Source organism: Marinobacter sp. F4218 (assembly GCF_019443085.1).
GTDB lineage: Bacteria > Pseudomonadota > Gammaproteobacteria > Pseudomonadales > Oleiphilaceae > Marinobacter > Marinobacter albus.
Genome location: NZ_JAHZIL010000005.1, coordinates 58,544 through 83,747, shown reverse-complemented (window position 1 = coordinate 83,747; position 25,204 = coordinate 58,544). Strand labels below are relative to the sequence as shown.

Genomic DNA, 25,204 nt, shown 5'->3' with positions numbered 1-25,204 from the left:
TCTATTCCGGCACCGCGAACGAATGCAAACCCGTTGTCTTCACACCAATTTGGTGAAGCATTTCGACAATTTCGTCGTAGTAAGGAAGTCTGGATGCGAGGATCTTGTCATCAATCTGGAAAACCTGCATCTCAGGGAAAATCTTCTTGATCGTGAACAGGGCCGTTGAGGCAAAACTGTAGAACCCGAGGTAAGATTCTCCGGACAGGGCCACCTCGACCTCAATTGGGCGGCCCGCTTGCCGGATTTCCACCGGAAAGCCTCCAAGCACCTTCTCAAGCTCCTCGGGAACCTCCTTACGGTGGAGAAAATACAGGATGCGAGCATCTTTGTGGCGCTGGACTACGAGCTGCATTTGCATCTTAAGCTGCTCCAGTCGCTCCATTCCTCCAAAGGGCTGTCCGAGAAAGGCGACGACAGGCCTGTTTCCCGAACGTTGCATCTGGGTTCTGAATGTCCGTCGAAACAGGGGAAAATCGTGAACCTCTACGCTTATCCGTTCGGAATCAGACAAGGGGAAGCAAGTAAAAAAAGCGATAGCACTTGTGTCACGTGCCCGGTTGAGCTGAATACCCATGGCAGCCAGGATGCGCCGCTTCCCGCTCGAAACCCTGGAATGGAAAGTTTCATCGTGAATGGCATGGTAGTACTTGACGGTCGCCAGACCATCATCGACAAAGACCACCTGACCACTATCGAGACCAAGATAAAAGGCCTCGTGGACCCAGCTATTCTTGTTTCCGATAAAGAGGCAAGCAATCAAACGACTCGATAGCTTCCGGAAAATAGAGGCCAGCTTAAAATAAAACGATGTCTTTCCAAGAAATACTGTCTGCTGATCGTTCCAGCCCAACGAATCGGCCAGGAACGCCATCTGCGACTCCGTTTCTTTGTTGTCAGGCCTGGCCACAATCAATACACAAGAGTCAGCCGAACATCCATAATGCTCCCGAGCCTCGGAACAGCTGATGAGCTGCAACGGTGTACTGGCAACGAAAACGTTGATGGAACTCCGATTGCTGTTCAAGCTCTTGCGCTCCCGAGTCATGAAGGGTAATCGCTCATTGTACCTGCCGAAGGCCGTGCTTGAGTTCCCTTCGCAAGCGACGCCTCACCTTGACCTTTCTGAGTAGGTTTAGAGGCTTTCGTTTTAACCCCGACTGTTTGTTGACCAGAAAATCCTCTACCTCATCCAGAACCCGCTCGCTGGAACGGCCATCGCGAAAACTGTGCAGCTCATTGCAGAGCGCCCGAGTCTCGTCCATCAGATCCTGAGGGTAATTAAGCGCTTTTTCCAGTGCCGGCTCCACATCCCGCTCGTCATCCACATCTATGAGGTAGGGGCCTGGCATCTTTGTCCTGAAAGTAACCACGGGACGATCCAGGAACATGAATTCAAACATGATTGACGACGTGTCGCACAGCATGACGTCGGCTTCTGGCAGGATCGGCAGCAAGTCCTCATCACTCTCCACAAAGCGAAGGTGATCTCCCGAAAGCTTGCGATACTGCTCAACTACGGCTGGCTCCATCTTGGGATGAAGTGTCACAATAAACTTCCAACGGCCACTTGAAGCCAACTCCCCAATTTTCTTCACTAGAGCCGGCGCCGAAGTCACGGAGCGGCTAAAAGTCGATGCGTAGAACACAACAGGAAGCTCGCCCTGCCCACGAGGTCGCGGCCCTTGTGCCGCGTTTTTCAATAGCGGGTCCAGTTTCGGCCAGCCCGTGCGGGCAACCGCAAAATGTTGCTTAAGTTCAGCCAGTTGCTGGAATTTCGCAGTATCTTTCTCGGCGTGAGTGCAGTAAAGGTCAAACCAGCCCCTGATACGATAGTGGTCACTTTCATCTTCGCTACTGTGGCCACGTTTGTTGCGCGCCATTCCATGGAACACCTCGACCTTGATACCCGGGAAAAAGTAAGGAACCCAGTCTCCGGGAACAAAGGTGGCATCGGCGTTGAACTCCATGACCTCTTTCACGGTCTTGAGGTGACGCTCATCCGGACCCAGGGGCTCCGCTGTGCACCCAGCCACGAACCACGCCGCCTCTCCTCCTCGCCGGCGAATTTCGTCCTGCAGGGGACGAAGAATCGAGTAGGAATAGGGCTGATTGACAAAAAACAGATAACGGCGCATTCAGTTCCTGCCTGTTAAAGACTTATACAGATCCCCGGTCTCACGGATGGTCTGGGAGGTGTGGAAATGAGTGGCGATCCGGTTCTTGGCTGCCTGACCAAGCTGGGTCAGCAAGTCCCGATCGCGATACAGACGCTCAATCGCTTCAGCCAGCGCGGCACTACTTTTCGGAGGAATGACCAGACCGCTCACGCCATCCTCAACCAGTTCCGGCATGCCGCCCACACAAGTCACAACAGGGGTGACGCCATAAACCATCGACTCGATCACCGCTCGCGGCAACCCTTCCCGCTCTGTGGATGGCAATACAAAGACATCACTGGCAGCGGCAATAGCGGGGGCGTCGTTGCGGTAGCCGGTAAAATGAATTCGCTCAGAATGGGGTGACCGAGCGACCAGTTCTTTTATCTCCTCATTCTTGTCCACGTCACCCACCAGTAGCAAATGAGGCGCCACGCCCGACGGAAGCTCGCCCATCGCGTTCACCAGCACATCGAATCCCTTTCGAGGTGAGTTGCGCCCTGTGCAACAGACCACAAAGTCGTCTTCCTGAACGCCAAACTCACTCAGATCCGCAGGCTCCGCCTGATACCAGTCAAGATCATGCCCCTTGTAAATCCGCTGGAGTTTCGAGTCGGGAATGCGCATCCAGAGAAACTTCAGACTCGCCAGGTAGTCCTTTATGGCGTCCGCAACACAAACAATCTTGCTGACCCGCGGATGAAGGAACGTTATCCACGACTCGGGGTTGAGAAAGCTGATGTTCCCGATGACCCCGCGATAGGCAACGATCCTGATATCGGTTCCTTTCGATGCTTTAATACCGCAGGCCAGGGCTCTAGGATTATAGGCGTGAATAATCTCGTAATTTTTCTTAGTGAGCTGCTCCCGGATCGCGGCTATGCCGGCCTTGTCGAAGCGGCTTTCCAGCGCCATCGGCTGCGCAACCATGCCTTCATCAACCAGCCGCTGATAGTTCCGACCCTCGGGGTTGCACATAACGTCCACGTCGAAACCCGCCTTCTTCAGTCCGATGAACAGTTCTGTCTCCGGTCGGTCGCATGCGTCTGTCAGACACAGTACGGCTGGCAGCGAGGTATTTTTCTGTTGGTCGATCAAGCGGATTGACTCCCGTTATATCCGTTCATAAATGCATCCCAGACCTTCTGTTGCGCGGCTTCACCCGCGACTTTTCTCAGAGATCTGGCAAATCGTTCAAGGTTGGCATTTTTCCAGTTGGATGCCGATCCGGATGGCCTTATCTGCCCCTTATCGAAGTCGATCAGGTAGAACAATGATCCCTTGACCAGGACATTGAAGCAGTTCAGATCCGCGTGGCGAACGCCAGCGTCGTGGAAGCGCCGAATGGTCTGCCCCAACGAATACCAGTCATCGGGCTGAAGCTGAGTAATCAGCTCGGCAAGCGGCACCGTCTCGTCGAGCCTCTCAATAATAATGGCTGCTTGATACTGCACCGGAGACACTTTCCGGTACCAGGCAGCCACTGCCTTCGGTACCGGCAGCCCCATGTGGTGAAGTTGGTTCAACAGCCGAAACTCCGAGAACGAACGCACGTCCTGTTCCCGGGTATAGAAGTAAGCCCTTTCTGATAGCCTGGCTACCAGGCCACCACGACGATACTCCCGCAATACAAGCCGGCTTCCATCGGCATCAATGAACCAGGCAGCCCCGCGCCCTCCGCTGCTTACAGACTGGGCTTGCGCTCCCCAATAATCCGGATCGAACCAGTCAACTGTGACCCTGCCCTCGTAATCCGGATGAATGAGCAATCCTGAGCCCGCTCGCCGTTCACAGATTTCAGACTCGACCATGGATCCCCGTGCGCCAGAAAATGAGAGCCGTCCACAAGCCAGACAGGTATCGGGACGTCTGCCGGCGAGTAATATAGAATGGCGGCCAGTTTACCAATGATTAGCTGTAAACCTCTACAAACCTGTTTTCGAACATGCCATGGATCCCCTCCCAATGAAGTCGATCTGCATTCTCCGCCTGTCCGCCATTGGCGATGTCACACACGTTGTTCCCGTTGTTCTGAGCCTCCAGGAACAACTTCCCGGCGTAAAAATCACCTGGGTCATTGGCAAAATAGAAGCGAAGCTGATTGGCGACCTTCCCGGTGTCGAATTCATCATTTTCGACAAGAAGGCGGGTCGCCAAGGCTACTCGGAGCTGCGTCAAACCATGAAAGGTCACAGGTTCGACGCTTTGTTGCACATGCAGGTTGCCTTCCGCGCCAACCTGGCGTCGGCCTGCATTCGTGCCAGGCTCCGCGTGGGCTACGACAAAGCGCGGAGCAAGGACCTTCACAGCCTGTTCATCAACCGACGGATCCAGCCGGCTCACCACCAGCACGTCCGCGACTGCCTGGCGAGTTTCCTGGAGCCGCTAGGGCTCGAACCTGCCGCTCCAAAATGGATCATTCCCCTGGCCGACAGCGACCACGTCTTCGCCCGTGAGCATCTCGCGTCAGATCGACGCAATCTGGTGATCAGTCCATGTGCGAGCCACACACTGCGTAACTGGCCGGCAGACCATTATGCCCAGTTGGCCGACCACGCCATTCGCGCCCATGGAATGAAAGTAATCCTGGTGGGCAGTCCGGCGCCTTTTGAAGCCGACTATTGCGCTGCCATCGAAAACCGGATGACGGAAACCGCACACAACATCTGCGGTAAAGACACCCTGAAACAGCTCACCGCCCTCATGACACACGCCGATCTGGTGGTGGCCCCCGATACCGGTCCGGCTCACATAGCCAGCGCCGTGGGCACTGACGTCCTTGGACTGTATGCAGCCAGCAACCCTGACCGCTCGGGCCCGTACAACTCACTTCAGTGGTGTGTAAACCGTTATCCGGAGGCGCTGAAGCAATTCACCGGCAAGTCGGTCGAAGAGGCCCGATGGGGCACCAAGGCGGAGTTCGAAGGGGCGATGGAACTGGTCACGGTAAAAGACGCAACCGATAAGCTGGACCAGTGGATTGAGAGCAAAACCCGCCACTGATACGGAGCAGCCAAAGACTGCCGCCCCGTATCGGGGCTGCCGGGACTACGACTTCTTCGCGGTATAATCCTGATAGGACTTTTCTTCCACGAAACGTGAACCGAGCGCGAGGTTCACGTCTTTCTTGATCGCGGCGCGCTTGTCATTCGTTACGTATACCGCCCGGGCCAACTCAATAAAACGCGGACCAAAATCCTGTTCAGCTTCCTGGTCCCGGATATCGTCTTCGATCTCCCACAGTGCTTCATTCACGGCCTTGAGCTGTTTTCTCAGATCGGCGATGGCGCTCTGATCCTCGACGGCTTGGTCCCAGGTTGCGCTGAGCTCGTCCAGTTCCAGGCGCACATTCCTTACCTTTGCCTCATCCTTGATGCGCTCGGATTTGATTTCAAGGATCGTAATTTTGTCGAGGACCTCGCCGAAGGAGACGGGGACTTTAATGACGTCTGCCATGTGCTGTTCCTGAAAATTGAATGAATTTAAACAACAAGGCCGCCTGACTGTTCTGAACAGAAGGCGGCCTGGGGATTTCTCGCTGATCAGCTGTTAACCAGCGTCAACCAGCTGCTTCGGGCTTCGAGCTTGCCCTTGACCGCATCGAAGTACATACCCTGCAACTTCTCGGTAACCGGTCCGCGCTTGCCGGCGCCGATTACCCGGCCATCAAGTTCGCGGATCGGCAGCACTTCCGCGGCCGTGCCCGTAAAGAAGGCCTCCTCGGCGATGTACACCTCGTCACGGGTAATGCGACGCTCCTTGACCGGAATATTCAACTCGTTGGCAAAATCGAGGATGGTCTGACGGGTAATCCCCTCCAGGCACGAGGTCAGTTCCGGCGTATGCAGCACACCATCGCGAATGATGAAGATGTTCTCGCCCGACCCTTCCGCAACGTAGCCCTCGTTATCGAGCAGCAACGCTTCCTCACAGCCGCAGGCAATCGCTTCATTCAGGGCCAGCATGGAATTGATGTAGTTGCCGTTGGCCTTCGCCTTGCACATGGTGATGTTGACGTGGTGGCGGGTGTAGGAGGAGGTCCGCACCTTAATCCCCAATTCCTTGGCTTCCGGAGACATGTAGGACGGCCAGCTCCAGGCGGCAACCATCACATGAACTTTCAGGTTGTCAGCGCGAAGCCCCATGCCCTCAGAACCCAGAAACACCATGGGCCGCAGGTAGGCTTCGTCAAGATTGTTCTCCCTAACGGCTGCACACTGGGCAGCATTAAGCTCATCCTTGCTGAACGGCATCTTCATATTGAGGATGTGGGCAGAACGGAACAATCGATCGGTGTGGTCTTTCAGACGAAAAATCGCCGGACCGTTCGCGGTGTTATAGGCCCGCACACCCTCAAAACAGCCGAGGCCATAATGCAGAGTATGAGTCAGCACGTGGGTTTTGGCTTCCCGCCAGGGAACCATTTCGCCATCCAGCCAGATGAGGCCATCGCGATCAGCCATCGACATTCTTCGTTGCTCCTAAAAAAGCGGTTTTCGGGGAACCGGCATTCTAGCAGGAAATTTCTCAATAAAGAAACATAGCAAGCTAATTAATCATGATTCGTTGCCACATGGCCCGGATATACTCACGCTCTTCGGGAAAAGCAGCTGCTTCGACCTGGCTGTTGAGGTTCTGCAGAGCCCGCCGGTGAATGGTGGAGCGGAGGGCAATGAAAACATCCCGCAGCTTCTCCGTGTCCTCAACCGGCATGACCCCCACTCTCCCCAGCTCTTCCATCTGTCGAATGTTGTCTGACCACTGGGTCAGCTCGGGATGCTCTGAACTGTATGCCAGCATCAGATACTGAACCATGAATTCGATATCCACGATCCCTCCCGTGTCATGCTTGATATGAAACACTTCCTGCTGGCGATGGTCCGGTGTGCCCAGGCTGGCACGCATCCGCTCCCGCATGTCCACCACTTCCGCCCGGAGTTTATCCCGATCCCGAGGTTGGCACAGGATCTCGTGACGAATCGCTTCAAACCCGGCCAGCGTTTCCTGACAACCCGCTACCCCGCGGGCACGGGCGAGCGCCTGATGTTCCCAGGTCCAGGCATCGTTACGCTGATATTTTTCGAAGGCCTGAAGCGTACTGACCAGCAGTCCCGAATTGCCTGACGGCCGCAGCCTCATATCCACTTCGTAGAGCAAACCCGCCGGGGTCTGGGTATTGAGAATATGAACAATCCGCTGCCCCAGACGGGTATAAAAAACGGCGTTGTCGATGGCTTTCTCACCATCGGTCGAGAGCTCCGGATCGGCATTGTGTACAAACACCAGATCCAGATCGGAGGTGTACCCCATTTCGATACCGCCCAGCTTTCCGTAGCCAATGATCGCAAAGTCGGTTTCATAGGCGGAACCGTCCGCCCGCTTCGGATAGCCATGGCGACTCACCAGATTGGAAAACGCCACGTCAACAACGTGATCCAGCACCACCTCCGCAAGCCAGGTCAGATAATCACTGACCTTCATCAACGGCAGGGTCCCTTTCAGTTCAGAGGCCGCCAAGCGCAGAATATGCGCCTTCTTGAAATGGCGCAGGGATTCCATCTGCTCCTCAAGGTCCTCAAAGGGAATTCTCAGCATCTGTTGCCGCAGATCATCCTGCAATTCCTCCTTGGCCGGAGGATGGTACAGGCTTTCTGCGTTCAGAAGTTCATCCAGAAGCAATGGCGTTTCCGCAAGCTGCCGGGCAATCCAGGGGCTTTCACTACAGAGCTTGACCAGTTGGGTCCGTGCCCCGGGGTTCTCCAGCAACAGCACCATGTAGGCAGTCCGCCGGAGTATCGCGTCGACCAGTTGCAGAACCCGGAACAGAGTCTCGGAAGGGTTGTCGACCTGCGTCAGCGCCTCCAGCAAAACCGGCATGAACTGATTCAGGCGGGTGCGCCCCTGGGTCTGCATGGTCTGGACTGTCCGGTTTTCCCGAAGATCCTTCAGCGCCTGGCAGGTTGCCGGCGCATCCTCATAACCATGATCTGCCAGCCACTGCGCTGATGCAGCTTCATCGATTTCCGCCAGCCAGAGCTCATGCCAGCCTTCTTCGAGTGCCCCGGCGCCCGACTGGTCATCGTCATCGGTCGCAATGATGTTGGCAAAATGGGTTGCGACCCGCTGCCGGTGCTCATCCAGTGCCGTCTCGCACGAACGCCAGTCGTCATGCCCCATGATCAGGGCGATACGGGCCTGGCTCAGGTCATCGGCCGGTAACAGCTGGGTTTGTTTGTCTTCCATGCCCTGCAGGGCATGCTCGAGATTGCGCAAGAAAACGTACGCCTCTCTCAATTCCTTAACCACCTGCGGTGGCAACAGCTCAAGTGCCTCCAACTCCTGGAGGATAGCCAGCAATTCACGCTGCTGGAGCTCACGATCTCGGCCACCACGAATCAACTGAAATGCCTGCACCACAAACTCGATCTCACGAATACCGCCGCTGCCAAGCTTGATGTTGTTCTCAAGCCCCTTCCGGCGCACCTCACGGCTGATCATAGCCTTCATGCTGCGCAGTGATTCGAACGCACTGAAATCAATGTACTTGCGATAAACAAAGGGCCGCAGGCTTGTCATCAGAACCCGACCGGCGGACTGGTCTCCCGCCACTACCCGGGCCTTTACCATGGCGTAGCGCTCCCAATCCCGTCCCTGATCCTGGTAGTAGGCTTCGAGCGCGGCGAAACTGAGTGCAAGGGCACCACTTTGCCCATAGGGCCGCAGCCGCATGTCGACACGGAAGACAAAACCATCCGCCGTTATCTGATCCAGAGCCTGGATAAGACGTTGGCCCAGCCGGATAAAAAAGGTCTGGTTATCCAGAGAACGCGGTCCACCTTGAGTTTCCCCGTTCCCGGGGAACGCAAAAATCAAATCGATATCGGAAGAGACATTCAGCTCACGGCCACCGAGCTTACCCATTCCGAGCACGACCATTTTCTGGGGTGCTTCCTGGCCGGTGGCCGGATCCGTTCCCCAGGGCGTTCCGGACTGCTTGCAGGCATCCTCATAAAGCCAGTCGAGAGCCCCCTGAATACAGGTATCCGCAAAGGCACTGGTCGCAGCGATGGTTTCGTCCAGATCCGCCCAGCGCATCAGGTCGCGCCATATGATTCGGAACTGGGCCTCACGACGGAACTGGCGTAGCGCTGAATGCAGAGAGGCCTCATCGTTTACCCTGGCGAGGTACTCCTGCCAGCGATGCGCCAGATACTCCGGGGTCGTCGGCTCGCCGAGCGGACGGGGCTGGAGGAAGACGCGGACCTGCTCCGGGTGACGCTCGAGGGTCTGTCTCAGAAACAGACTGCGGGCCATGGCACCGGCCACCACCTCTTCAGACATCCCCTCAATTGCCTCCAGCCAGTCAGGAAAGCCCTCCGGAAATACCGATTCCCAACTGGAAGCGAGGTCTTCCGCTAAGGGTGCGGGAAGGGAGCTCCACGGCTCGGACATAATGCAAACCCCTGTCTCTCTGTTATATTTCCGGTACTGTATAACGAACTCAACCGCGACTGAACAGGCCGTACCCACGGATGCAGAGAAACCGACGCCCGCTTAATCCGGAACACCAGCAGACCCACCTCCCCATGGGGGGACTGATTCGGCACAGGATGAAACGCCTGTTCCTGATACTGGCGGGGCTCCTGTCCGTTCAGATTCTTGTCATCTGGACCGTCGAAGATCTGAACCTGTTCGAGTCAGTTTGGATTACCATGACCACGGTATCCACCGTCGGCTATGGGGATTTCGCACCCAAGACACTGGTCGGACGGTTGAGCACCATTCTGGTCATGTTCGTCGGGGCAATCACCCTGCTAACGCTGATCGTCAGTGACTTTATCGAGTACCGGTTCTATCGCCGGGAACGCATTCTTACCGGGAGGTGGATCTACAAAATGAACGACCACATCGTCATGATCAATACGCCTCAGAGTGGCGGCGAACAGTACTTTATGCGTTTTGCCTCACAGGTCCGCTCGGTACCAGGCTACGAGACCATACCGATCATGCTGCTGACCCGAAAGTTCCCAAACGGCCTGCCCACCGAACTGTCCGATGTCGGCATTGTGCACTACCATGGCTCCGGCTTCGATCCACAGGCTTTAAAAGCGGTTCATGCCGGCGGTGCGCGGCACATCATTGTTCTTGCCGCGGACGAATGCGATCCCTACTCGGACAGCTTGACCTTCGACATCGCCCACCGCCTCAGCGAGCGCAATCTGGGCGGTCGCACCACGGTGGAGTGTGTCTCCGATGACAATCGGTCGCGGTTCAAGGCACTGGGCATCCGGACCATCATCCGGCCGGTGCGAACCTACCCGGAAATCATGGTGCGCTCGGTCGTTGCGCCCGGTTCGGAAAAGGTTCTGGAAGATTTGTTCAACTATGAGCACGACCACCCCCACCGCTACGACCTGACCCTCGACGATCTCAACTGGGCGGACATTGTCAGCGCGCTGGTTCGCCATGGCATTGGCACCGCGCTGGCCTATATCGATAACGACGATGAAGTGATCTGCCACCCACCGACGACGGAGGAAATCGAAGGCAAGGGACTGATTGTCCTGGTTAAGTCCGCGAATACGCCGAGTGTCGAGCTGGTTCAGGAAGCGCTGGACAGGTACCGGGCCTTCATCGCCAGCTGGCACGAGAAAACCAAACCGGCGGCAAAGTCCTCGACGTAATCCTGAACGGCTGCTCAGCCGGCAACCAATGCCGTCTGCAGCTGCCCCAGGGTCACGCTCTCCAGCATGTCTGCAACCACCTTGCTGTCCTTTAGGGATTGGATGATGTTTTCGAACTGGACACCGACGCCATTCCGTCGGGCCGTTGCCGCGACACCGGTCAAGTCTACCTGGTCCAAAGGGAAGGGCTCTCCGGTTAACCAGCACAGACTGAGTCCATGAAGGAATTCGGTCACCGAGATCGCCTTAGCCTCACCAGCCCTGACAACCGGACCCGGAGCATAAAGCCCCGCCAGGTAATAGCCCTGCTCGGCCTTGCTCACCAGATTGAGAAAAACCGGGACTTGACTGGCCAGTTTTTGGGCCCAGCCAATCAATGCCTTTGAATCTCCGGCCTTCAGCTCGAACTCGACTTCGTTAAGCGGGCGGAAACGGGCGCCACTCAAGACCTGACCGCGATCAATGGCGACCTCAATGCTGCTGTGGTCGTCATGCAGCATGACGATCTGACGTTCGAAGTTGGTCTCGAAGACTGTTCGCAGACGCTCAAGACTGATCTGACCGGCCAGGGGCGTCTCTGCCAACAGCCCAAGATCCAGTTCAGCCGACGGTAAAGGCCATTCCCATTCCTGACGCCTGTGAGCGCCCGCCACAAAGTCGCCCTTTGTTTTCAGCGTCTGAATGAAGCGGTCACCGGACTGACGAACCCTGAGCGCGGCTTTCTGCCCGTTAAGCTCTGCATCCGGGGTGTCATAGTACCGGTTGATCAGCACTTTTTTGTTTTCCCGAGTGGCTTCGGGCTGATCCAGCAGCCAGTCCAATGCCGACGCCAGATCCTCTGGCTTGAGGGTGAGCTTTATTTCCAGCTCTTCAGCCATACAGCACTCCTGACACTATTGATCTTTTCAGAATACATAAAAAAACCGGCGACCCGAAGGTCACCGGTTTTCGATTACGACTGAATTAGTGGTTAGCTAAATCAGAAGTAGTAGACAGCACCAACTACGAGGTCAGTGGTGTCAACATCAGCAACGCCGCTGTCTGCGTTGTTCAGGTAACCTTCGACGTACACGTACATGTTGTCGGACAGGTTGTGCAGAGCCTGGGCAGTGATAGTGGAAGTTTCTTCGTCGGTGTTGTCCGCATCAGCAAACTCGTAGGACAGAGCGAAGGTGTTCGCGCCGATAGAGTAGCCACCGAACAGACCCCATGAATCGCCTACGTCCTTGCGGGTCTGGTACTGAGCAGTCACGCGCAGATCGCCAGCAGTGTAGCTACCACGAACACCATAAGTGTTTTCGTTGTTCACGCTGCTGCCATCAACGTTGCTTGAGTAAGCGCGGTCACCGTCGTTGGAATCCATGGCGACGGCCAGTTCGAATGCGTCAACTGAGTAAGTCGCAGCCAGCTGGTACGGGTAGGACTTCTCGCCCTTGTCACCGTCACCGTTGAACTGAACGGCACCGTGCAGCGCCAGGCCGCCGAAGCTCGGAGTGCTGTACTGGATCAGGTCGCCTTCACCAGTGTCGTAAGAGCCACCAACGCTCAGCGCAGCGTACTCGTAGTAGTTGGCGATTTCGTCAACGGCGCTCTCGTAGGTGGAGTCGTCAGAACCAACCCAAACCTGGCCGAAGCTGTCACCCTTCACACCGATGTAGGCTTCGTCAAATGCGTTCAGACCGCCGTTGCCAGCCTTGTCGTCCGCGTCGAATTCGAGCTCAGCCTTGAAGAAACCAGTGATGCCTGGCGCGATTTCGTGGTCGTGCTTGAAGCCGATGGTAGAACCGTTATCGTAGTGACCGATTTCGGAACCAGCGTCTTCTACGTCACGGTGGGCAACCGCCAGCTGGATGTTACCGTAAACGGTCGGCATGGAGTCCATCTTGGCTGCCAGCTCGGAAGCTGACATTTCCATCTGTGCCAGCGCGGAGCCAGAGAAGGTCGCTGCTGCAATAGCGGATGCGATGAGCGTTTTTTTCATTTTGCGTCTTCCTTTTTGAGTTAACTCAGGTTTTAGCGACGGGTTCTTATCCCGATTTTTTAAGGCATAACCAGTCTTTGCTGGATAGGCCCGATTCTGCATTACCCCTATGTCAGATTTGTTACACATGGGATAACTTTTCTTCTAGTTATGTAGACCCACTCTCCGGCAGGTCTATTTAGCTCAGTCACTTACAAGACTTTATTAAAGTCCTGCATGATGAACCTGTTTTAATACAGTGAACCTGTTTTTGCAAACATTTGGCGGTGCATTTTTAGCTCGTTTCGCACCAGAAACGCAAGTATTTATGCGATCCAGCACCAAGGAGCAACCTGAACCCTGTGTAACAATTCCGGGGCCAGATTATCTTTAACGGTTCTTAATCAACACGTTACATCAAAAAAAGTGTCACAAATACGTTACACAGGGGGGCAGAACCCGCTTTTGCGCACCAATAAAAAACATCAGGCACTGGACCGCACTTTTATTGTGCGTTACGGCCATACTAAACACCGTCATACCTCGAGCATGAACGTTACAGGGCCGTCATTGACCAGATGGACTTTCATATCGGCGCCGAATCGACCCTGCCCCACTCGTTCGCGTCCGATTTGCATCTGGGCCTCTGCAAGAAACCGGCGATACAGTTCGCTGGCGAGTTCAGGGGCGGCCGCGTAAGAAAAACCTGGACGGGTGCCCGATGACGTATCTGCGGCAAGGGTAAACTGGGGAACAACGAGAATGGATCCGCCGGTGTCGACAAGACTTCGGTTCATGCGGCCATGTTCATCGGGGAACACCCGGTAGGTGAGAATCCTGCGGCACAGGTTCCGAACTTCTGATTCGCTATCTTCACGCTCTACGCCAAGCAACAACACCAGACCGGCACCGATCGAAGCAATTTGCTCACCGCCCGTAACTACGCTGGCTTCCGATACTCGCTGGATCAGCCCTTTCATGCATCTCTCTGAGGAAAATCTTGCGGCGGAACATCAAATCGAAAACGAGTCTATCGGCGGGATTAACGAATCGCAACCGTCAAAAAGCACGACTAGCTCGCACTTTTCCCAGATTTTGCAACCACCTCTTCGACCCCTCTCAGGAGGGCGTCGACAATGGCAGGCTCGGAGGCGGAGTGTCCGGCATCCCGAATGATCCTGAGATCCGCACCGGGCCAGGCTTTGCTGAGAGCCAGAGCATTATCCAGCGGACACACCATGTCATAACGTCCGTGAACAATAATTCCCGGAATACCTGTCAGCCTATGGGCATCGCGAACTATCTGGTTTGGATCCAGAAACGCCTCATTCATGAAGTAGTGGCACTCGATTCGGGCGAGGGCTATCGCCACATGTGGGTGTCCGAAGTGCTCAACTACTCTCGGGTTCGGATGCAACGTCGCGCATCGCCCCTCCCATACAGACCAGGCCTTGGCGGCCTGAATCTGTTCCAGTTCGTTAGAGCTTGTCAGTTTTTTGTAATAGGCAGAAACCATGTCGGCACGCTCACCCTCGGGTACTTGTTCCTCGAATTCCTGCCAATAGTCCGGAAACACCCGACTGGCACCGTCCTGGTAGAACCATTGGATATCCCGCGGCCGACAAAGAAAAATGCCTCGCAACACCAGACCCAAGACTCGTTCCGGATAGGCCTGCGCGTACACCAGACTGAGCGTCGACCCCCAACTACCTCCGAACAGGAGCCAACGCTCCACGCCGAAAAACGAGCGAACGGTCTCCATGTCCTCAACGAGCTTATCCGTACTGTTGCCCTCCAGTTCCGCTAACGGAGTGGATCGGCCAGCGCCCCTCTGATCCATAAGGATGATGCGGAAACGTTCGGCATCAAAGAAGCGCCTTTGGTACTCCTCACACCCACCACCAGGCCCACCGTGAACAACGAGGACAGGGATACCTTCAGGGTTGCCGCTTTCCTCGACATACAGCTCGTGAGGGGACTCAACGGCAAGGCGATGCTGGGCATTCGGCTTGATTTCCGGGTAGAGCGTGAGCATCAGGCGCTCCTGAAAGGGGTTTAACCGGAGTGTAGCTGAACTGAACGAAAAAGGGGCAGGTCACTGCTGACCCGCCCCTTCTTTGTTACCACTGAAGACTTACTTTTTCTTCGCGCGCTTGCGCTCGTTTTCAGTCAACAGCTTCTTGCGCAGACGAATCGATTTCGGAGTCACTTCCACCAATTCATCGTCATCAATGAACTCGAGCGCCTGCTCAAGAGTGAACTTGATCGGTGGCACCAGGCCAATGACCTCATCCTTGCCGGAGGCACGCATGTTATCGAGCTTTTTGCCTTTGGTCGGGTTCATGACCAGATCGTTATCCCGACTATGAATACCACAGAGCTGACCTTCGTAAATCTCTTGCCCCGGGTCCAGGAACAGCTTGCCGCGGCTCTGGAGCGTTTCAAGTGAATAGGTCAGCGCAGTACCCGTTGCCATGGACACCAGAACGCCATTCTGGCGACTGGTGACATCACCCAACTTGATGGGGCCGTAGTGGCTGAAGGTTGATGTCAGGATACCGGTGCCTGAGGTCATGGTCAGGAAGGTATTCCGGAAGCCGATCAGACCGCGCGCAGGGATGGTGTACTCAAGACGCATGCGCCCCTTGCCATCCGGCACCATATTGGTCAGATCACCCTTTCGCAGACCCATCTGCTCCATCACGGAACCCTGATGCTGTTCCTCTATATCGACGATGACGTTTTCGTACGGCTCCTGCTTCTCGCCGTCGATTTCGCGAATGACAACTTCAGGCCGACCGACGGCAAGCTCGAAATTCTCGCGACGCATGTTCTCGATCAGAACCGACAGATGCAGTTCGCCACGCCCCGATACCTTGAACTTGTCAGCAGACTCGCCTTCTTCCACCCGCAGCGCAACGTTGTGCAGCAACTCCTTCTCGAGGCGCTCCTTGATGTTGCGGCTGGTTACAAACTTGCCTTCCCGACCGGCAAATGGCGAATCATTGACCTGGAAGGTCATTGATACGGTCGGTTCGTCGACCGTCAGCGCAGGCAATGCCTCAACGTTGGACGGATCACACAGGGTATCCGAGATGAAGAGTTCATCCATACCACTGACGCAGATGATATCGCCCGCCTGCGCTTCCTCAACCTCAACGCGCTGAAGACCGGAGTGCCCCATGATCTTGAGGATACGGCCGTTGCGTTTCTTGCCATCGGCTCCAATCGCGGTCACCGGAGAGTTGGTCTTGACCCTGCCCCGCATAATGCGACCGATGCCGATAACGCCCAGGAAGCTATTGTAATCGAGCTGGGAGATCTGCATCTGGAACGGCCCGTCCGGATCCACGTTGGGCGACGGCACGTGATCAACGATCGCCTGGAACACGGCATCCATGTTGTCGTCCAGATTCTCGTGATCGAGGCCTGCAATGCCGTTCAGGGCACTGGCATAGACAATTGGGAAATCCAGCTGTTCATCGGTGGCACCGAGGTTATCGAAGAGATCGAATACCTGGTCGACCACCCAATCCGGGCGCGCGCCGGGGCGGTCAATCTTGTTGACCACAACAATAGGGCGCAGACCCGCATCGAAAGCTTTCTGGGTTACGAATCGGGTTTGCGGCATCGGGCCATCAATGGAATCGACCACCAGGAGCACACAATCCACCATGCTCATCACCCGTTCTACTTCGCCGCCAAAATCGGCGTGACCCGGGGTGTCGACAATATTGATGTCGTAGTCATTCCACTTCAGCGCCGTGTTCTTGGCCAGAATGGTAATACCACGTTCTTTCTCCTGGTCATTGGAGTCCATCACACGCTCGTTCTCGAGCTCTTTGCGATCCAACGTACCGGACTGACGCAGCAATTTATCTACGAGCGTGGTTTTGCCATGGTCGACGTGAGCGATGATGGCGATATTACGAAGTTTCTCAATCACAACTATAATCCTGCGGCATGCTTTCCTTTGACCTGAGAGGGTCTATCAAGGAGGCCAAGCCTCTCACATGCCGTCTCAAATCCGTAAAATGAACCCATTATCCGGCACCGGGCGGCACCAGCGTCCCAAACGTGAAGCTCGGGGTAAAAATGAGGTGGCGCGCAGTATATCGAAAACTCCCTGCCGTTAATATGAAGAAAAACGCCTATTCCGGGAACACCCTTTCTGCACCATTTAAGGGCGACCCACATGGCATCCGCACCAGTTTTGTGCACCACATCGTCAATCTTGCACCAGTGGAAATCCCGCGCATGCTCCACAAATGGCCAAAACCCGCGTCATTGCTCGCTCCTGGAGCATGCCCTAAAAATTGGCAAGAGCCTTGCTTAAACGAACTCAGCCGAAATTTGCAGGTAAGTGGCAGGCGCTTTTGCTAAGCTGCGAATTCCTGAAGAAAAGATCGGATATCAGCTACCCTGAACGATCCGGCAAAACGAACATGAATGCGCCCGCTCACGCGGGATAACTTACGGAGCATGCACAATGTCCAAGACAGTTGATTTGATCAAAGAACACGAAGTTAAGTGGGTCGACCTGCGCTTCACCGACAGCCGCGGTAAGGAACAGCACGTCACCCTGCCGGCCTCCGAGGTAGACGAAGACTTTTTCGCGGACGGCAAGATGTTCGACGGCTCTTCAATTTCAGGCTGGAAGGGTATCAACGAGTCCGACATGATCCTGATGCCGGATGACTCCAGCTCCGTGCTGGACCCGTTCACCGAAGAGACCACCCTCAACATCACCTGCGACATCGTAGAGCCTTCTACCATGCAGGGATATGAGCGTGACCCGCGTTCCGTTGCCCGTCGCGCTGAAGAGTACCTGAAGTCCACCGGCATCGCCGATGGCGCCCTGTTCGGCCCGGAGCCGGAATTCTTCGTATTTGACTCGGTCAAGTGGGAAGTGGACATGAAAGGTGCGGGCTACTCCATCCACTCCGAAGAAGCGGCCTGGGTTTCCGGCGAAGATTTCGACCGCAACAACATCGGTCACCGTCCGGGCGTGAAAGGTGGCTACTTCCCGGTTCCGCCGGTCGACAGCCTGCACGACCTGCGTGGCGCGATGTGTGCCGCCATGGAGTCCATGGGCCTGAACATCGAAGTTCACCACCACGAGGTGGGTACTGCTGGCCAGTGTGAAATCGGTGTTGGCGCCAACACCCTGACCAAGAAGGCCGACGAAGTTCAGATCCTGAAGTACTGCGTACACAACGTTGCACACGCATACGGCAAGACTGCCACCTTCATGCCGAAGCCGGTTGTTGGTGACAACGGTTCCGGCATGCACGTACACATGTCCCTGAGCAAAGACGGCAAGAACCTGTTTGCGGGTGACAGCTATGCTGGCCTGAGCGAAGCGGCGCTGTACTACATTGGTGGTGTGATCAAGCACGCCAAGGCCATCAACGCCTTCACCAACAGCTCCACCAACTCCTACAAGCGTCTGGTTCCGGGCTTCGAAGCACCGGTTATGCTGGCCTACTCGGCCCGTAACCGTTCCGCCTCCATCCGTATCCCATACGTGAACAGCCCGAAGGCGCGCCGGATCGAAGTTCGCTTCCCGGACGCCTCAGCTAACCCGTACCTGGCTTTCGCCGCCCTCATGATGGCAGGCCTGGACGGCATCCAGAACAAGATCCACCCTGGCGACGCCATGGACAAGGACCTGTACGACCTGCCGAAGGAAGAGGCTCTGAACATTCCGGTCGTGGCCGAAACTCTGGCCGAAGCTCTGGATTGCCTGGAAGAAGACCACGAGTTCCTGACCCGCGGTGGCGTCTTCACTGAAGACATGATTCAGGGTTACGTCGAACTGAAGCGCGGTGAAGTCGAGCGTCTGAACATGACCACGCATCCGGTCGAGTTCGAGCTGTACTACTCCTGCTAAAAACAACCCGTTAATTCGGGATTGTGAAGAAGCCCCGCCCTGTGCGGGGCTTTTTTTGTGCACCCTCTCACAAGTGCCTGACGTCCTTAACGATATGTAACCAACAACCCGCCACACAGGCGTTGAAATGACTCCGGCGCCCGCAGATAATCAATTAAAATCATGGAAACAGGTGTGCTTATGAACCCGAGGACCGGATTAGTTGCCGCAGCCTTCCTTCTGCTGGCCGTTCCCGCAAGCGCTGAGGTCTACCGGAATGTAGACACCTACGGCAATGTCACGTACTCCGACGAACCGTCCGACGGAGCCGAGGCTATTGAGGTAAAGCCGGTTACCACGGTCACCCTGCCGAAACCCCAGAATGTTCGTGAAACCGACAAGCTCCTTGAGGAAGTGAAGCGCGAGGGCGCGGTTTATGAAAGCGTTTCCTTTGCCTACCCTGAAAATAATCAGGCGTTTAACACTGGCAGCGGTGACGTCCAGTTTGAGGTTCAAAGCACGCCCGGCCTTCAGGACGGTCATAAATACGAAGTCACCCTCGATGGCCAGCCCGTCGGCCAGACCACCTCGGGTAGCGTAACCGTCAGCAATGTGTTCCGCGGAACCCACGATGCACGCGTGCACATCGTTGATGAAAACGGCGTTCAGGTGAAAACCGGGCCAGCAATCACCTTCACCGTTCATCGCCCATCAGTCGCCAACTGAACCCAGAATCGCACCGATTTGGTGCGATCGCACCATAAACAAGCCATACTCTGACCAGCAACGGGGCGATTTGTCCGGGCTGGTCTCGATCCCTTCCTGAATACGCACCAGCTTACGGCATGTTTCAGTGCCAATTGGCGCCCATGCCCGTACTTTGCCCACTCTTTTGAGACGGACTTCCAAAGTGGTTCGCTTCTTGCAGAAGCCACGAAGTCATTACATTTACTCTGTCGGACCAACGGGATTCACGCATGGCATTGCCCACTGCCAATAAGAACGGCTACAAAAGCATTCTCGACAGTCTCACCACCGCTGTGTTGGTGCTTGAGGACAACCTGAAGATCCGTTACTTCAATCCGGCTGCAGAAAGCCTGTTCGAAACCAGCATGACCCGAAGCCAGGGCCAACCGTTTAGCGACATCCTGGTCGATTCGGAAGACGCTCTGAAAACTCTTTACGCGGCTGCTCAGAATGGCCAGTCCTATACCCGACGGGAGGCCGAATTCCGATTGACCAGCGGGGCCAATCTGACAGTCGATTATTCGGTAACGCCCATCAGCCTGGAACCGACCGAGTTGCTCATCGAGATTCAGCCCCGGGATCGGCTGCTGCGCATCAGTCGCGAAGAAGACATTATCTCGCAACAGGAAACCACCCGGATTCTGGTTCGCGGCATGGCCCATGAGATCAAAAACCCTCTGGGCGGGATTCGTGGTGCTGCGCAATTGCTCGACCGGGAGCTCAGTGATGAAGACCAACGGGAGTACACCCGCGTCATCATCGACGAGGCAGACCGCCTACGCAGTCTGGTCGACCGCATGCTCGGCCCGAACAAGGCTCTAAAAATCGCCCAAACCAATATTCACGAAGTGCTTGAGCGAGTCGGAACTCTGGTGGAGGCAGAGAGCAAGGGGCGACTGGTATTCCGCAGGGACTATGACCCCAGCATTCCGGAATTCCGCGGCGACAAGGAACAACTCATCCAGGCGTTCCTGAACATTGCACGTAACGCCATGGAAGCGGCGTTCGAGAACCAGAGCGGCCATAAGAACGAAGCACCGCCCACCATCATTTTCCGGACCCGGGCGCTGCGCCAATTCACCATAGGCCACCGGCGACATCGCCTGGTCTGTCGTGTGGATGTTATCGACAACGGACCGGGCATCCCACCGGATCTGCTGCAGAATATTTTCTACCCGATGATCAGCGGCCGTGCCAGTGGCACGGGCCTGGGTCTCTCCATAACCCAGAGCATCATTGGCCAACACCACGGACTGGTCGAATGCGAGAGCAAACCCGGCCGTACTGACTTCATCATCTTCCTGCCTCTGGAGGACACCCCATGAGCCAACCGGCAAACGTCTGGATCATAGACGACGATCGCAGTATTCGCTGGGTGCTGGAGCGCGCCCTTAACCAGGCCGGTATGCAGCCCCGCGTTTTCGAAAGTGGCGAGAGCATCATGATGCGCCTCGAACACGAACAACCAGACGCCATCATCAGCGATATTCGAATGCCCGGGGTCGACGGCATTACTCTGCTTTCGCAGATCGTCGAGGTCCACCCTGACGTGCCGGTCATCATCATGACTGCGCACTCGGACCTCGAAAGTGCAGTGACCAGCTACCAGACCGGCGCCTTTGAGTACCTGCCCAAACCCTTCGACGTGGATGACGCCGTTGCCCTGGTTAAGCGGGCCGTTGCGCACAGCCACGAAAAGAAAGCCAGCGCAGAGCCTCAGGCAGAAAGCACTCAGCGCAACGCCGAGATCATTGGCGAAGCCCCCGCCATGCAGGAAGTGTTTCGGGCAATCGGTCGCTTATCCCACTCCAACATCACGGTCCTGATCAATGGCGAAAGTGGCACAGGCAAAGAACTCGTAGCCCAGGCTCTGCATAATCACAGTCCACGAGCCAAGCACCCGTTCATCGCCCTGAACATGGCGGCGATCCCCAAGGACCTGATTGAGTCCGAACTGTTCGGACATGAGAAAGGCGCGTTTACCGGCGCGGGAGCTGCCCGGCAGGGCCGGTTTGAGCAATCCAACGGCGGCACGCTCTTCCTGGACGAGATCGGCGACATGCCCGCAGACACCCAGACACGCCTGCTGAGGGTACTGGCCGATGGCGAGTTCTACCGGGTTGGTGGCACCACCCCCATCAAGGTGGATGTGCGCATCATCGCTGCCACCCACCAGGATCTGGAAAAACTGGTTCAGGCCGGCTCCTTCCGGGAGGATCTCTTTCACCGCCTGAACGTCATCCGGGTACATTTGCCAAAGCTCGCCGAACGCCGGGAAGATATTCCTCGGTTGATGCAGCACTTCCTGAAGCGAGCAGCCAAGGAACTGGCGGTTGAGTCAAAAATTCTCCGGCCTGATGCCGAGGAATACCTCACCACCCTGCCCTGGCCCGGCAACGTCCGCCAGCTGGAGAACACCTGCCGGTGGCTCACGGTCATGGCCAGCGGTCGTGAGATCCATATCGACGACCTGCCGCCAGAGCTTCTGCATCAGGCCGAGACGCCCACCATTGGCACCACCTGGCAGGAAGGCCTGCGCAACTGGGCAGAACAGGAACTCAAACGGGGAAAGAAAGGCATTCTGGACAACGCCGTACCCGAGTTTGAAAAGATCATGATAGAAACGGCGTTGAAACACACCGGCGGCCGCCGTCGAGATGCGTCCGTTTTGCTGGGTTGGGGACGCAACACCCTGACCCGCAAAATCAATGAACTGGGACTGGACCATCCGGAAAATGATGACGATTGAGCCGCCAGGCTCTTTTTTCAGGGGCAGGTCGCAAGATCTGTCCCTTTTTTATTGCCCCGATCAACGTTCCTGCCAGTATATAACCCGGTCGTGGCCGCGATACACGCCGAACGTAGCGAGCCCGGCTGGATCGTCCAGTGAACCATCCCCATCCTGATCGGACTCAAACCAGACGGGCACATCCCAAACCAGGGTATCGGTTCCCTGCGTACCTTTCGGCTCAAGCCTGAGCGGCCCGCCACTGCCCGTCGTCAGGCTGCCTGCTCCCGCCACCAGGGCATGGTGAAGTTCAGGATCGGCGATGGGAGTCGTGGCCCAGGACGAACAGCCATCCGCCGCGTGCTCGACGAAGCGACTCCCGTTCCATACCTCAGCCCGGAAGGGCATGAACAACTCGCTCACGTTTTCGGGACCGTAGACGTTTTCTAGCTCCCAGCGCCCGTACCGGATCTCCAGGGGGGAAAATGGCGTTACGGATAACGGTGCCGCCGGCGCCATCACGCCATCGGAATCCCGAATGGCATCGACGGTTATGGTCATATTCGGAGAGAAGGCCGGCACCCGGGCGTCGACGGCCTTTTCATAGGTAAAGGAATCAGTGGTTGAAAACGAATAGGTCAGCTTCCCCGGGGCGGCAACGGACAACAGGCCGGCCTGCAGGTTTGAGGTAACGGGGTAGGCAGGGCCCGACAGGTAGGTCTGAACGTTGTCCGTTACCGGCTCGCTCCGGGCGACATCGCCAGCGGCCAGTTTCCGGAAACCGCCCTCCGTATAATTACTTGTGACATAGGTTCCTGGCCCCATCGCGAAAATGCTCAGCTCCGGTACAACGGCCCAGGACATCGGCTGACCGGAATAGACAAAGGCCGAACCGGCGCTACAGAAAGGCGCGAGCTCGCCGGATGAGACCACGACTTCAAATCGATTAGGGACGAAGCGCCCCACCGCCCCAGACTGCCCTGTGATCGCAGGCGCTACGCCAAGGTAGCTGGGGTTATCGGCGACCAATTCCAGAATTCCCACTTCGTTCCAGCCCAGGTTACTCGCAGTCGCCTCGCCATTGCTGAAGGAGGTGCCCGTTACATCCAACGTTCCCGACAGGATTCCCGCTTCGCCACCGGCGGGCCGCAAAAGGCTGTGGCTCAGGGTCACACCCTGGGGACTGCCTTCCTGGCCGTAGCTCGGTAAAACGCTGCCTTCGGCACCGACGGCGGACAGGACCAACTCAAATGTCTGCCCAGCCGACCTGAATACGGGACCATTTGCATCGGCGGCCGATGGATTGTCCGTTACCAAGAGATCAAACCGGTCCGGCCTGACAGTCCAAAGGGAGCTCTGCCCCGAGACAGTGAGCGGATTGCCGTCGGCATCGACGACAATCCCTGAGGTGTCGTCCAACAGGTTCAGTCGGTATTGCCCGACATCGCTGGTGATCAATGAGAACGCAGCGAGACCGCTATTAAAATCGAGCGTCAGGTTGTCCGACGAAGGCGCAGCGGTTCCCGGCGTGGCCGCCGAAGCACCAGTGTCCACAAGCGGCGCAGCGCCGCCCGGATCGTCGCCACTTCGTGAAAGCCAGGCCTTCACGTCCACCTGTCCGTCATAATCCGGTATCAGCCCACACTCACCATTCGCAGGATCCCGTCGGATCGCCCGCGCCACAAACAAGTGGTCACGCTCCGCCACGAGATCCAGACCGTTGGCATCGGCACTTTCGATCACCAAGACATTTTCAAGAAACTGGATCGGCGCCGAGCGGCCTTGCTGCCCATTGGCAACGCCAGTAACAACAACCCTGAGTTGGTCCGCCGTGGCATTAGCCAGGGCAAGCGATACGGTACCGTTATCGGCGCCGGCGAACTGGTAGCTCACAGTTCCATCATTATCGGTGTCCGGGCTCGGCGCCAAGGACCCGGTCGGCACATCTGACGCTGCTGCAGACCAGTTACCGCTTCCGGCGGTTGTCTGCAGGGACACCTGACCCTCGTAGTCCGTAACGACATCACCTTGTTGATCAAGAGCACGGATTGTCACCTCCACCGGTATACAGACACTGGCAGAAGATGGGGCACTTACCTCGAAGCGATCCAGGCGATTTGCCAAGGGAAGAATCGTTGCAATACCAGCCTGACTGGTGAATGTCCCAAACTGTGTTTCCGCGGAGGTTCTCGGGTTGCTCAGAACGACAAAAAATTCTGTCTGATCGGAATTACCAGAGTCAAACGTTTGCACACTTACGGTGGCCTGATCATCCCCGGCTGAAACCCGAATTGTGCCGGTCTCGGAGGAGTAGTCGGTGCCAGCTTTGGCAGAAAGATCTCGGGTCTCAAAGTCGATCAATAAATCCGAACCCTGATTCGCACTGAGGGTGACGGTGAAGACTGCGGTTTCGCCTTGAAAAACCTCAACATTATCGACACTGATGGCAGGCCCGGACACACCCTCATCGTTAGTATTACCCTCGGAGTCCTTGCCATCTGAGGCACCGGAACTCAAAGACCATTCACCATTTCCATCAGGGCTGCGACTGGCAAATTTACCACTATCGCCACCCACCAGACTCAGACGGGTATCGAAGGGCAGGTCATCGGGATCTGACGAACATGTAGGATCCTCTGAAGCATCGACTGAACTCCCTACACGAAGGTAATCAATGGTTCTGCCACTGGAATCCGAAAGCCGGACATCCATTCCTGCAAGATTAATACTCCCGCCACCCAGATTGGCCGCCCCCATCACCAACCACGGATAGGTGTTGCCAGACGCTCCGGAAACAGATTGCAGGCCACTGCAGCTGAGTGGTTTGTTGTTACCTCCCATCGCACAAAACTCCAGCTGCCAGCCACCGTAGATTGATGAGTCAACGCGCGACGAAAGGAGCTTGAGTTCAATGAATCCATCTTGTTGAGATACTTCATTGATCGTTGCCAAACCTGCGTAAGGTGAGCACTCCGCTCGCAGAAATTGTGGCAGGACCAAAAGGAACGCTGTGGTCGCTAGAGCTATGAAACGCCCTGTCAAAAGACGCTTACG

19 protein-coding genes are annotated in these 25,204 nt (G+C 56.2%); 6 read left to right on the top strand and 13 right to left on the bottom strand.

Annotated elements, in window-relative coordinates:
• Position 1 precedes the first annotated feature (1 nt).
• The 4 genes from K0B93_RS18655 to K0B93_RS18640 all read right to left on the bottom strand — a co-directional run bounded on the left by K0B93_RS18655 (position 2) and on the right by K0B93_RS18640 (position 3,970).
• Positions 2-874, bottom strand: coding sequence for an alpha-2,8-polysialyltransferase family protein (locus K0B93_RS18655; RefSeq protein ID WP_219868745.1), 873 nt, complete (start codon positions 872-874; stop codon positions 2-4).
• A 187-nt stretch (positions 875-1,061) separates the two neighbouring features.
• Complete coding sequence (locus K0B93_RS18650) at positions 1,062-2,138, bottom strand: CDP-glycerol glycerophosphotransferase family protein (protein WP_219868744.1); 1,077 nt, start codon at positions 2,136-2,138, stop codon at positions 1,062-1,064.
• On the bottom strand, positions 2,139-3,257 hold the full coding sequence (locus K0B93_RS18645) for a glycosyltransferase family 4 protein (RefSeq protein ID WP_219868743.1): 1,119 nt from the start codon (positions 3,255-3,257) through the stop codon (positions 2,139-2,141).
• Positions 3,254-3,970: a 3-deoxy-D-manno-octulosonic acid kinase gene (locus tag K0B93_RS18640; protein WP_219868742.1), complete on the bottom strand. Its 717-nt coding sequence runs from the start codon at positions 3,968-3,970 to the stop codon at positions 3,254-3,256. Before K0B93_RS18640 ends, K0B93_RS18645 begins: the two co-directional genes overlap by 4 nt.
• A gap of 154 nt (positions 3,971-4,124) precedes the next feature.
• On the opposite strand from K0B93_RS18640, the gene K0B93_RS18635 reads away from it, so the two are divergent.
• Positions 4,125-5,162: a glycosyltransferase family 9 protein gene (locus K0B93_RS18635; protein ID WP_219868741.1), complete on the top strand. Its 1,038-nt coding sequence runs from the start codon at positions 4,125-4,127 to the stop codon at positions 5,160-5,162.
• Positions 5,163-5,207: 45 nt separating this feature from the next.
• Here K0B93_RS18635 and K0B93_RS18630 read toward each other — a convergent pair whose 3' ends face one another.
• From K0B93_RS18630 to glnE, 3 genes are all read right to left on the bottom strand, one after another.
• The gene (locus tag K0B93_RS18630; protein ID WP_219868740.1) at positions 5,208-5,615 is read right to left on the bottom strand and encodes a DUF6165 family protein; all 408 of its coding nucleotides are present in this window, start codon (positions 5,613-5,615) and stop codon (positions 5,208-5,210) included.
• 86 nt (positions 5,616-5,701) lie between these two features.
• The gene (locus K0B93_RS18625) at positions 5,702-6,628 is read right to left on the bottom strand and encodes a branched-chain amino acid transaminase (protein ID WP_219868739.1); all 927 of its coding nucleotides are present in this window, start codon (positions 6,626-6,628) and stop codon (positions 5,702-5,704) included.
• Positions 6,629-6,707: 79 nt separating this feature from the next.
• Positions 6,708-9,611 (bottom strand): bifunctional [glutamate--ammonia ligase]-adenylyl-L-tyrosine phosphorylase/[glutamate--ammonia-ligase] adenylyltransferase, encoded by a 2,904-nt coding sequence (gene glnE, locus K0B93_RS18620; RefSeq protein WP_219868738.1) that lies wholly within the window; start codon positions 9,609-9,611, stop codon positions 6,708-6,710.
• Positions 9,612-9,691: 80 nt separating this feature from the next.
• Here glnE and K0B93_RS18615 point away from each other — a divergent pair, with 80 nt between their 5' ends.
• Positions 9,692-10,843, top strand: coding sequence for a potassium channel protein (locus K0B93_RS18615; RefSeq protein ID WP_219868737.1), 1,152 nt, complete (start codon positions 9,692-9,694; stop codon positions 10,841-10,843).
• Between the two features lie 14 nt (positions 10,844-10,857).
• Here the strand turns inward: K0B93_RS18615 and K0B93_RS18610 are convergent, their stop codons facing one another.
• From K0B93_RS18610 to typA, 5 genes are all read right to left on the bottom strand, one after another.
• Positions 10,858-11,721, bottom strand: a complete 864-nt coding sequence (locus tag K0B93_RS18610) for a CYTH domain-containing protein (protein WP_219868736.1) — start codon at positions 11,719-11,721, stop codon at positions 10,858-10,860.
• Positions 11,722-11,822: 101 nt separating this feature from the next.
• Positions 11,823-12,824, bottom strand: a complete 1,002-nt coding sequence (locus K0B93_RS18605; RefSeq protein ID WP_219868735.1) for a porin — start codon at positions 12,822-12,824, stop codon at positions 11,823-11,825.
• A gap of 515 nt (positions 12,825-13,339) precedes the next feature.
• A complete protein-coding gene (dtd, locus tag K0B93_RS18600) occupies positions 13,340-13,783 on the bottom strand; it encodes a D-aminoacyl-tRNA deacylase (RefSeq protein ID WP_219868734.1) in 444 nt (147 codons plus the stop codon).
• Positions 13,784-13,875: 92 nt separating this feature from the next.
• The gene (gene pip / locus K0B93_RS18595) at positions 13,876-14,838 is read right to left on the bottom strand and encodes a prolyl aminopeptidase (protein ID WP_219868733.1); all 963 of its coding nucleotides are present in this window, start codon (positions 14,836-14,838) and stop codon (positions 13,876-13,878) included.
• Positions 14,839-14,937: 99 nt separating this feature from the next.
• Positions 14,938-16,749 carry a translational GTPase TypA gene (gene typA / locus K0B93_RS18590; RefSeq protein WP_285369069.1) on the bottom strand — a complete coding sequence of 604 codons (1,812 nt, stop codon included), beginning with the start codon at positions 16,747-16,749 and terminating at the stop codon, positions 14,938-14,940.
• A 543-nt stretch (positions 16,750-17,292) separates the two neighbouring features.
• On the opposite strand from typA, the gene glnA reads away from it, so the two are divergent.
• From glnA to ntrC, 4 genes are all read left to right on the top strand, one after another.
• Positions 17,293-18,696: a glutamate--ammonia ligase gene (gene glnA / locus K0B93_RS18585; protein ID WP_219478235.1), complete on the top strand. Its 1,404-nt coding sequence runs from the start codon at positions 17,293-17,295 to the stop codon at positions 18,694-18,696.
• Positions 18,697-18,876: 180 nt separating this feature from the next.
• On the top strand, positions 18,877-19,401 hold the full coding sequence (locus K0B93_RS18580) for a DUF4124 domain-containing protein (protein ID WP_219868732.1): 525 nt from the start codon (positions 18,877-18,879) through the stop codon (positions 19,399-19,401).
• A gap of 251 nt (positions 19,402-19,652) precedes the next feature.
• Complete coding sequence (glnL, locus tag K0B93_RS18575; protein ID WP_219868731.1) at positions 19,653-20,747, top strand: nitrogen regulation protein NR(II); 1,095 nt, start codon at positions 19,653-19,655, stop codon at positions 20,745-20,747.
• Positions 20,744-22,171 (top strand): nitrogen regulation protein NR(I), encoded by a 1,428-nt coding sequence (ntrC, locus tag K0B93_RS18570; RefSeq protein WP_219868730.1) that lies wholly within the window; start codon positions 20,744-20,746, stop codon positions 22,169-22,171. Before glnL ends, ntrC begins: the two co-directional genes overlap by 4 nt.
• A 60-nt stretch (positions 22,172-22,231) precedes the next feature.
• Here the strand turns inward: ntrC and K0B93_RS18565 are convergent, their stop codons facing one another.
• Positions 22,232-24,991, bottom strand: coding sequence for a DUF6701 domain-containing protein (locus K0B93_RS18565; RefSeq protein WP_219868729.1), 2,760 nt, complete (start codon positions 24,989-24,991; stop codon positions 22,232-22,234).
• Positions 24,992-25,204: the final 213 nt, after the last annotated feature.